The organism is Mycetocola tolaasinivorans, assembly GCF_003667565.1.
In the GTDB taxonomy this organism is placed as follows: Bacteria; Actinomycetota; Actinomycetes; order Actinomycetales; family Microbacteriaceae; genus Mycetocola; species Mycetocola tolaasinivorans.
On the sequence record NZ_RCUX01000003.1, the window covers coordinates 307747 to 317795 of the forward strand.

8 protein-coding genes are annotated in these 10049 nt (G+C 66.1%); all 8 read right to left on the reverse strand.

The window, feature by feature from the left end; genetic code table 11:
• Positions 1 to 95: 95 nt before the first annotated feature.
• The gene (locus D9V32_RS05090) at positions 96 to 1502 is read right to left on the reverse strand and encodes a C40 family peptidase (RefSeq protein WP_121647813.1); all 1407 of its coding nucleotides are present in this window, start codon (positions 1500 to 1502) and stop codon (positions 96 to 98) included.
• 227 nt (positions 1503 to 1729) lie between these two features.
• Positions 1730 to 2332, reverse strand: a complete 603-nt coding sequence (locus D9V32_RS05095) for a TetR/AcrR family transcriptional regulator (protein WP_121647814.1) — start codon at positions 2330 to 2332, stop codon at positions 1730 to 1732.
• 37 nt (positions 2333 to 2369) lie between these two features.
• Entirely contained in the window at positions 2370 to 3497 is a 1128-nt protein-coding gene (locus D9V32_RS05100) for a serine hydrolase domain-containing protein (RefSeq protein WP_121647815.1), read from the reverse strand.
• Positions 3498 to 3703: 206 nt separating this feature from the next.
• Positions 3704 to 4498 (reverse strand): hypothetical protein, encoded by a 795-nt coding sequence (locus D9V32_RS16195; RefSeq protein ID WP_121647816.1) that lies wholly within the window; start codon positions 4496 to 4498, stop codon positions 3704 to 3706.
• The gene (locus D9V32_RS05110; protein WP_121647817.1) at positions 4495 to 5085 is read right to left on the reverse strand and encodes a signal peptidase I; all 591 of its coding nucleotides are present in this window, start codon (positions 5083 to 5085) and stop codon (positions 4495 to 4497) included. The genes D9V32_RS16195 and D9V32_RS05110 overlap by 4 nt, the downstream gene beginning before the upstream one ends.
• Before the next feature lie 2 nt (positions 5086 to 5087).
• Positions 5088 to 5849 (reverse strand): hypothetical protein, encoded by a 762-nt coding sequence (locus D9V32_RS05115; RefSeq protein ID WP_121647818.1) that lies wholly within the window; start codon positions 5847 to 5849, stop codon positions 5088 to 5090.
• 71 nt (positions 5850 to 5920) lie between these two features.
• Positions 5921 to 6511 carry an alternate-type signal peptide domain-containing protein gene (locus D9V32_RS05120; protein ID WP_121647819.1) on the reverse strand — a complete coding sequence of 197 codons (591 nt, stop codon included), beginning with the start codon at positions 6509 to 6511 and terminating at the stop codon, positions 5921 to 5923.
• 90 nt (positions 6512 to 6601) lie between these two features.
• Positions 6602 to 9865 carry a hypothetical protein gene (locus D9V32_RS16560; protein WP_121647820.1) on the reverse strand — a complete coding sequence of 1088 codons (3264 nt, stop codon included), beginning with the start codon at positions 9863 to 9865 and terminating at the stop codon, positions 6602 to 6604.
• Between the last annotated feature and the right edge of the window lie 184 nt (positions 9866 to 10049).

The window sequence follows — 10049 nt, forward strand, 5'->3', positions numbered from 1 at the left end:
GCCCGTACACGGCCGCGACGCCGAATCGGGAACCGTTTCGTGTTCAAAACGATATTCCCAATCCGGCGTCGCGAATTGAATGATGTGCCGAGTGCCTATCCGGCCGGGCGCCCGACGTTCGGCACGAGGTTGCGCGTACGAACCGGTACCAGCTGAACCTTCTTGCCGGGCTCGGGGGCCTCGATCATCTGGCCGTTACCCACGTAAATGGACATGTGGTACATGATCTGACTGTTGGTGTTTCCACCCGGCGAGTAGAACAGCAGGTCGCCGGGAACCAGGCCATTCGAGCGCGGCACGAGACGGCCGACGGCGGTCATCTGGCGGTACTGCGCACCCACGGTGTGATAGCCGATGTTGATGCCGGCCTGTCGGTAGGCAATCATCGTGAGGCCCGAGCAGTCCCACACGTCGGGGCCCTCACCGGCGAACACGTACCACTTGCCGAGCTGCGCGTAAGCAAAGTTCACGGCGCTGGCCGCGGCGCTGGCCGGACCGACCGGGGAGCCTCCGCCGGTACCCGGCTGGGTGACCGGCGGCTTCACCACGGGAGGCTTGACCACGGGCGGGGTCACGGTTCCCCCGTTGCCACCACCGTTATTGCCGCCGCCGTTGTTGCCACCAGTGTTGCCGTTACCGCTGTTGCCGCCGCCGGTGTTACCGCCGCCCGTGGCGGGTGGCGTTACGGGAGGGGCTACGACGGGCGGCCGTGTGGCGGCTTCCTGCTCGGCGAGGGCGCGCAAGCGTGCGGCCTCGGCCTGGGCAGCCGCGTACGCGGTGTCGAGGTTGGCGCTGCGATCCTGTAGGAACGCGAGCTGAGCGTTGAGCGTGGCCGACTGTACCGTGGCGTCGTCTACGGCTTTCTGTGCGACTGCGGCACGCTCGGTGGCCGCGGTGTATGCGGCATCGGCCGCCTTCTGCGCGGTGACGTGCTCGTCCTTAGCGGTCTGCGCCTGCTTTTCGATCGACTCAACGAGGTTGCTCGTCTGCTTTGCTCGATCCAGCAGTGCCGCCTGGGTGCCGGAGAGCTTCTCCATGGTGCCCAGCTCATACAGCAGGTCGTCGCCGCTGCCGGCGCCGCTCAGGAGTGCGGCGCTCACGCCGCTGCCTCCGCCGGCCCGCGCGAACTGCGCGATCACGGCACCGAGGCCGTGGCGTGCACGCTCATCATCGGATTTCGCGGCCGCAAGTCGGGAGGCGAGATCATCAAGCCGCGCCTGAGCCTCGTCGACCTTCTGTCGGGCGACCTGAAGCTTTTCGCCCGCCTGCTGGGTCGCGATGTTTGCCGAATCGGCGGCGTCGCTCAGCTGCTGCAGCACACCCTGAATTCGTGTGGCCTCGGCCTCGGACTGTGCGACATCGTTTCGCGCGGCGGCAACATCAGCCCAGGAGGGCGCGCTCGGTGCGCCGGGATCGGCGAGTGCCGGAGTCGCGAGCCCCACCCCACCGAGGGTGAGTGCAAAGGCGAGACCCACCGTTGCACAGCGTTTGGTAAAACCCATAACCGTGATTCACTTCCCCAAAAAGGTTCACGGCGGCCGGCGCTATGCGGAGGCCGCCCCGCCACATCCCCCAGGAACGGAGGGGTGTAAACGGTTCGCGGCGGAGTCGCCGCTTCGTCAGGCTAACACCGATTTTCCGACACGGCCACAAAGATTCTGCTGCCGCGGCGAGTGACGGCGTGTCACCATACGAGAATAAGCGGACGTGCCCCTCCTGGGGTTGATTACTAGCGCTCCGGAAGCGGAGTTGCGGAATCCCCGGTCAGGGCTGAAATCAAAAGGCCCGCGAGCCGCGCCAATTCATCGGAGCGCTCCGGCGCGCCGCCCAGGTGGGCGGTGGCACGCAGCACCAGCGGGAAGTCGGCATCAGACACATCGCGGCGCAGCGCGCCGGCTGTGCGCGCAATACGGAAGAGCTCGGCGATGCCCGCGTGGATCGCAGCGTGCTCGTCACGGAAGACGCGCGGGGCGTCATATCCGTCCAGAATGACGTCGGAGAACCCGCGATCCGCGGACTGCAGCTCGATGCTGTAGTGCACGAAGGCGCGGAATGCGCGATCGGCGTCCTGATCGGCGAATCGCACCGCGTCACCGAGGATGACCGCGAAGTGCGCGAGCTGCTCGGCATACAGCGCGACGATCAGATCGTCGCGGGTGGGAAATCGACGGTAGAGCGTGCCGATTCCGACGCCCGCTCGCCGCGCCACATCCTCGAGGGAACCCCCGGTGCCGTTCTCCGCAAAGAGCTCGCCCGCCACCGAAAGCAGGATGGCGCGATTGCGTTCGGCATCGGCGCGGAGCGGGCGGGGCTGCGGGGTTTCGGCGGTCATCCCCTCAGTCTAGCGCACGGTGGACCTCCCCCTCCGCTTACTCCACCTCTCCCCCGGGCAGGCACACGAGTTCACTGACCATTCGCTGCAGGGGGAACACGTTGGCTCGGGCGCGTCCGGGGTGCACTCGGTTGGTGAGGAGCGCCACCGCACTGCCGTGTTCGGGGTCAACCACGAGCATGGTTCCGGTGAAACCGGTGTGTCCGAGGCCCGGGACCGCGCCCATAAACTCGGCATCGCGGACCCGGAACCCGGCGGCCTGACCAAACCTGCCGGCGGCGTTCTCCCCGAAGATCCGCGGGGTACCGAGCAGCGAGACGGAGTCGGGGCTCAGCACCCGACCCCGGGCACCCCGGCCACCCTCCACGATCATGAGCCCCAGCGCGAGGGCATCCTCCGCAGTGCCGAAGAGACCGGAGTTTCCGCTCGGTCGCCCCAGGGCAAAACAGAGCTCATCGTGCACGCTGCCCTGAACGAGGCCGCGCTCCCCCTGCACCTCGGTGGCAACCGCCCGGGCGGGATCGATCGGGCCGTATCCGGTGTTGCGGGTACCCAGCGGAGTGAGGACTCGGGTGGACATAATTTCAGCCAACCCCTGGCCTGTTGCCGTCTCGAGAATGTACCCCAGGATGTTGTATCCGATGCACGAGTATTCGTGTGCGGCCCCGGGTTCACGAACGAGCGGCATCGTGAGTACGTTATTCCACAGTGCCTCGGGCGTGGGATCGGTGTGCCAGAACGGGGTGTTTGCGGGCAGCCCCGAATCATGAGCGAGCAGGTTAAGCAGGGTGAGCCGTTCCGATCCGGGGCCCGAGGCAACCGGTGCAATTTCTCGTAGCGGCGCGTGCGGATCGATGAGGCCGGAGTCAACCACGCTGAGTGCGGCCACCGAGACGAACAGCTTGGACAGCGAGGCGAAGTCGAAGCGGTGTTCGGGCCCGAGCGGTGCGGAGATTGCGTTCGGAATGTCCGCAAGGGCGGTGGTTCCGTGCAGGAAGTCGACCCGCTCGCCGCCGGCGGTGCGACCGGCGAGTGCGAGCGCCGATCCGGGAATCCTGCCCGGCACGCCGTGGAGCGCTGGATCCCGCATGGTTTCGGCGAGGATCGCGGTGATGCGTGCGGGGTCGGGGGCGATCGAGGATGTGTGTGTTGTGGCGGTGGCCATGTGTCTCCCTGAGCTGCGGGCGCGGCACCCGCTTGTGGCGGCGAGACGCGCGTATCTGCCCAGCCTAAACCCGCATCGATTCCCGTTCCGGCATTTGCCTCGATGTCTTAAAACGACAGGGTGTCCGGCCCCGAAGCCAGACACCCTGCACTCACATCCACACCCGTCCCGGGACCCATGACGACCACGGGACGGGTGTGGTGGTCTTATGATCCGTTCTCGGCGTTCTTTCGCTGCGCGCTTCGACGGATGAACAGGCCCGTTGCCGCGAGAAGCCCACCGATGGCGACCCACATTGCCCAACCACCGGCACCGGTGTGCACCAGGATCGGGGGCTTGGGCTGGGTCACGGGCGGCGCAACCGGGGGCTCGCTCGGATCACCCGGGGTGTGTGAGGGCGTTGGGGTTGCCGAGGGTGACACCGGCGGGGTGGGCGACGGGGACACCGGCGGCGTCGGCGAGGGGGACACCGGCGGCGTCGGTGAGCTGGTGGGATTGTCGGGCACCTTTGATCCCGAGATCGTGAGCCGCACATCAAACGCTACGGACACCGCACTGTCTGATCCGCTGGGGTAGTTGCCCGAGGTGGCTTCCACCGGGAAGTCGTAGCCGAGCGAGATGGTGGTACTGGCACCCTTTTGCAGGTTCGCGGTGAGGATGCGGGTGTCCTTGCCATAGAGCTCGGCCGCGGAGTAGGCGTTCACGGTGAAGTCGCGGTAGTACTCGTCCTCGGGGTTGCCGGTGAGGCGAACGTTGACGATCTCCGCAACGAGCGTGCCGGCGGATTCACCCTGGTTGCGCACCACGAACGAGCGCTGGCCGGAGTCCCCCGGTACGACGCGCGGGGTCTGGAAGACCGGGCGGTCCAGCTGGCTGGCATAGCCAGAGTTGCCGTCCCAGGCGAGCCCGATTTCGTCCGCGGCGAAGGCGGGCAGCGCCGGGGTCAGCACCGCGAACGCCAGGGCCCCGGTGAGGGCTGCGACGATGGACCTGCGATTCATGGTGTGTTCCTTTCAGACGCGCCTCGGGGACGGCGCACAAACGTAAAGACCGCGTATCCGACGAGGCCAAATCCGGCGATGGTGACGAGCGGGCCGCGGAGGTCTCCGCTGACCATGTTGGTGACGTATCCGACCTTCGGCACGACGTAGAGCATGCGGCCGCGCACCTGTTCGGCGAGGATTTGTGGGTCATCGGCCGAGTTGGCATCACCGCGGGTGATGAGTTGGACGCCGGCGTCTCCGTCGCTGAGCGCGATGATGCGGTGGGTGATGAGTGTCGGGTCATCCGACTCGGGCTGGAAGGTGACGATGTCACCCAATCGCAGGTCGTGCGGGGAGGCCGGGGCCGACACCACCACGTCTCCGGGTTGGATCCCGGGCCGCATCGACCCGGTCAACACGGTGAGCGGGACCGCTCCGAAAATCAGTGGGATGACGGTGACGAGTGCGCTGATCACGGCCAGTACGATCACCACGAGCGTGCACACCCACCACCAGATTTGGCGGCCGAGACCGCGCCCGGGCGTGCTGCCCTCCCCCGTCGCCGCGGTGGCGGCGGGGGCTTCGGGCTCGGTCAGGGTGGTCATGATCAGCTTCCCGGGACGAACGTGCCGCGGAAGAGGCCGTAGGTGAAGTTCAGCGCGAACTGGCCCTCATAGGCGGTGGTTGCGAAGCCGATCGGTGCGCTCCAGTCGCTCGTGGCGGAGAGCGGCTCGACAGCACCGGTTTCGGGGTTCACAAACGTTCCGGTGGCGGTGCCGGTGTTGGTGTACACCGATTCGGTGTCGGCCGGCCGGGTGAACTTCAGGCACAGGTACTCGGTCAGCGGTGCCGACCACTCCGCGGTGCTGTATGCGGAGGAGACAAGCTGACGCGAGACGAAGCTGGCACCGGAGAGGGTACCGCTGTAGAGGGTGCCGGAGTCGGCTGCGAGTGCGGTGACGCAGCCCGCAGCGCTCGCGGAGGCGACGATGCGCACTGTGGCCGTGCTCAACAGCGAGGTATCGCTGCCCGTCAGCGTGGGGGCACGCATGGTGTACGAGAGTCCGCGGTTTCCCTGCGAGGTGCCGTCGATGCGGATCACCGCGGTGGAGGTGGCGCGGGTTTTGAGGGCGGCGATTGGGTCGCCCTCGGCGGCGGTGTGCGAGTTCCAGCTCACGGTAGCCCGGGGTGCCGGGGCCTTGACGCTGAACTGTCCGTCGGGGTTGCTCACGGCGAAGGCCGAGTAGCCGATGGTGAGGCTGTCGCTGACGGAGGTCTGCTGTGACCACAACGCCAGGGTAGCGGCGCCTGCGGTGCCCAGCGTGGCCCCAACAGCCAGGGCAACGGCGGCGGCGAGAGTGCGTTTCATGGGTCATGGCCTTTCAAGGGGGAGGGTGCTTCGGCGGGGTGGGAGTGCCCCGCCGAAGCGGGTGGAGCTTGTTAGCGGACCTGGGTGACCTTGTAGGTAACGTCGCCGAGGGCTGCCTTGGCGTTGGCGAACACGAGTCCGTCAACATCCGCGAAGCCCAGGTTGATCCGCACGGTGTAGGTGGCCGAGGTAGCGGTGGAGTCCTTCGCCGCAGCCCTGTCCACGGTGAGGGTGGTCGGCTGACCGAGGGCGGTCGGCGTCGAAACTGCGGCACCGTTCTTACCGATGAGGGTGTAGGTGCCGGTAATTGCCGCGGCCGGTGCCGGGGTGGGCAGGCCGGTGAAGGTCAGCGCGGAGGAGGTCACCAGCAGATCGGCCTTGAGGTTGTCTCCCACCAGGGTGACCGTCAGGTCCTGGGTGCGCTCGAGCTTGTCACCCGGGACGGTACGGAAGTCGGCCGGGTCGATGGTCACCGGCGATGCGTGCTCGGGCGAGGCATCTACCCACAGGACGTTGTCGACGGCCTGCACGCCGAGGTTACCGGCTTCAATCTGTCCGGCGTCGACCACGGTATTGGCGTTCCAGAGGGCGAAGGTGCTGCCACCGGCGAGGAGGCCCAGGCCGAGCGCGCCGGCCACGATTCCACGGGTTGAGAATTTCATGTTCGTTCCTTTGTTTAGGGTGATGCAGAGTTTGGGTGGTGTTTCGGGTGTTTCAGGTCAAACGGGTTTCGGGTGTTCCGGGTAAGAAAACTAGGGGGTGAGTCTTCCCGAGGCCCAGCAGGTCATTGACTGTTTGGCTTCGAGGAAGTACGTTCCGTTGCGGAGGTTCGCGGTGGGGCAGGTTACGGCATCAATCGCGAGGCGGTTATCCACGACGGTGACACCGTCCACCCCGATCGCTCCGGAGTTGGTGACCAGGTAGGTCCACTGCACGATCCGGTCGGAGGGGCTGGGCTGGGAGGTGTCGACCCGGGTGGTCGGCTTGGGGCCGATATCCTTGGTGACGGCCACCGGGTCCCATCCGATCTTCTGGATGCTGAGCGCGGGCTTCGCCGCGTTGACAAACCTGCAGGTGACCTGCTGACCGGCGGATACCGTCACGGTGTCATTCACCGGCGCGACGTAGGTGACGCCGTCCGTGCTACAGGTGAGCGAGAGTCGCAGGTAGGTACCGGCGTGCTTAGTGCTGGACTCGGTCAGCTTGTACGCGCGGTTTGAGGCGATCAGCTTGGACGTTCCCGTGGTGGAACCCGGTGTCGAGACGTTCGGCACGGTGGGGGCACCCTCCTGGGGTACCGGAGTCGCGGTGAGGGTCCAGTCAGCCGGAACAGCCGTCGTATCGAGACCGTTCTGCACGAACTTCTGCAGCACGAGAAGGGCGGCCTCGTTCGTCACCGTGCAGCTGATCTTGTTGCCGTAGCGCACCTCAACCTGGCCGTTAGCGCCGTTGTCGCGGTCGGTAATGGCTACCGCGGTTCCGGTGGTGGAGTCCACGCACTCCCATGAGCCGACGGCGTTCGGTACCAGGGTGACCCCGGGCTTTACCGCGGCACGGTACTGGACCGGGCCGCCACTCTCGGAGAGCACGATCTTGCCCGGGGCCACGTTTACCGTGTTGCCGGTCTTGACCGAGCCTCCCGGCGTCGCGGTCAGGGTGAAGTCGCCGGGTGCGGCGGTTCCGCCCACGACCTTCTTATTGAGGGTCAGGGTGGTCACGCAGGTGTAGGAGTTGACGAGCTCGAAGGTGTTGAGGCCGGCCACGAGGGTCTTCGAACCATTACCGGTCACGCCCTGGTACGTGCACCCGCTGGGGGTGCCCGTGGGGGCGGGCTCGGTCAGCGAGATGTTCTGTCCCGCGCGGAATCCCGTGCGGATTGTTCCGAATTCGCCGGAGGGCGTTCCGCCGTCGATGACGTAGGTCGCGGCGCCGAAGGGCTGCGAGCCGTTTTCGAACGTGGTGCCGTTGACCTTCCACGTCTTCGTCACCTTCACCGAGGCCTGCTGGATCTGGTAGTTGATGATCGTGCAGTTCACCGAGGTGTTGGCAATTGCCGAGACGGTGAAGCCGTTCGGTTCCGCGTTGGTCACGGCCACGTTCGCGCCGGTGTCGGCACGGGTGCAGACCGCGTTTGCGGCACCCTGCTTCTGCAGTTCGTATCCGGTCTGCTGGGTCTCCTTGATCGTGATCGCACGGGTGCCGTTGGCACCGAGGTCGGCGACTCGGAAGGTTGCCGAACCATTTCCGCTGGTGATCCCGGAGGCGGGTGATACCTTCTTTGCTTCGGCGTCGTCCACGGACATCGTCCATCCGTTGGCGGCCGTTCCGCTGGTACCCTGCACCGCGGTGACCTGCTTGGTCACGTTTACGGTGCCATCACACTGTGCGCCGGCGATGTCCTTAAGCTGCTTTTGCAGGGCGGTGTAGTCGGTGACCGTGAGGTAGTCCGACCCGGAAACCGTGCCGCTGATCGTCTGCAGGTTCTGCGGCAGAGATGCGTCGAAGCCCCCGCCAATTCCCAGTGCAACGATTCGGGTGTTTTTGGCTTTGACCGCGTTGGCCGAGGCTACGGCGGCTTCAATCTCGGCAAACGTTGTGCTGTTACCAGACCCGACGGCGGCACCGCCGGAGAGACGGTACGTGGGTGCGCCGTCGGTCAGAACCAAGACGAGGTCGAGGTTATTTGCCGCGGACGCGATTTCGCGGAGCCCGGCGTCCCAGTTCGTTCCCTGCCCGGTCGAGGGAACGGTGAAACCCGCCACCCGATCGGTAATGGTCTTCGCCGAGGCCGCGGTGGCCACGCTGGTCAGTGGAATATGGGCGTTATTGGAGGTGTTGACTGGCGATAGTGTCCCGAAGGTCCACACTCCAATCTTGCTCGGTGTGCCGGTCAGAGCGGTCACAAATCCGCTGGTTGCCGTTCGGAGAGCCTTCTGCTCGTTGTTGAGCGAGGAGGAGAGGTCAACAAGCAACCCAATGTTGAGGCCGCACTTAGCAGCCAACGGCGGGTTCACCAGGCTCGTCTGCAGACTGCCGATGCTGCCGTAACGCGAGTCGGGTGAGATCTGCGAGGTGCGGGGATAGACGGTCTCAGCACCCGACACAAAATCTGCACTCCGAAGCTGGAAGGCATACCCCGTGGTGTCCGCGGGAAGTAGTGAACTCGGGCTTTCGATTCGGAGCGGATCGATCACAAACACACCCGCCGGGGTTGAATCCACCCGGATCCAGGGAAATTGATCGCTGGGTACCGAGAAGGTCGCGGGAACGTCTATCGTGCACACGCCCTGAGCGTTTGAAACACAGGTTGCCCAGGTGCCGAGACTCGTGTCGGTGGGGCGATCCTGGGAGGAGATAAACCACCTAACCCTAGTGTTTGTGACGAGTTTCAACCTGACGCCGGCCTGCGGGCCAACGGCATCGCCGACGCCCCGGGTTCCACCTACCTGGACGCTAATTCGAGAGCGAACGCCTGGGGGCAGTGCCGCGGCGACCGCCGACTGGGCAGCCTGAGCCTCGAGTCCGGTGGCCCCGGCGTCGAGAGCGCCGCCGTGCGCAGCGGGATCCGTGGCCACCCGGGAGTCGGGCTCCTCAGTCTCCGCTACCTGCGGCACGGCTGCCCCGGATTCGGTCGGCTTCGGTGCCGCCGGCGCCTGGGTCTCGACGGTCGGCTTCGGTGCCGCCGGCGCCTGGGTCTCGACGGTCGGTGTGGGCTGCTGTGAAGCGGGGGCTTTGGGGGCACCCTCGCCAGCGGGGGTCTCGGCCGCAGCGGGAGCCTCACCCTCGACCTCAGCGACCGTCGGTGCCTTCGCGCCCGCGGTGGTCTCATCGTCGGCGACGACGGATGAGGTGGCGAGTGCGGCGTCCTGGGCCTCCGCAGTGGCGTCCGCGCTCGGGGACGCATCGGGCGCGCTCACGCCGGAAGCGGCGTAGGCGCCGAGCGACGCACCGCCGCCCACGAGCAGGGCGAACGCGACCGTGATAGCGGTCGTGAGCCTGAGTTTCGAGTTCTTCACCGAACGATCCTTACGAGATTCGTGTGTGCGGGGAGTGCACATCTGGGTCGACTCTAAAAAGCCGATTCGCCCGGCGCCATGCGTATTGCTACGCGATTAATACGGTAAAAATTCAGGAACCTACGTGGAAAACAGCGTTTTTGTGCTCGGAACTACGTGGATCACTACGTACCCCGCCCACGTA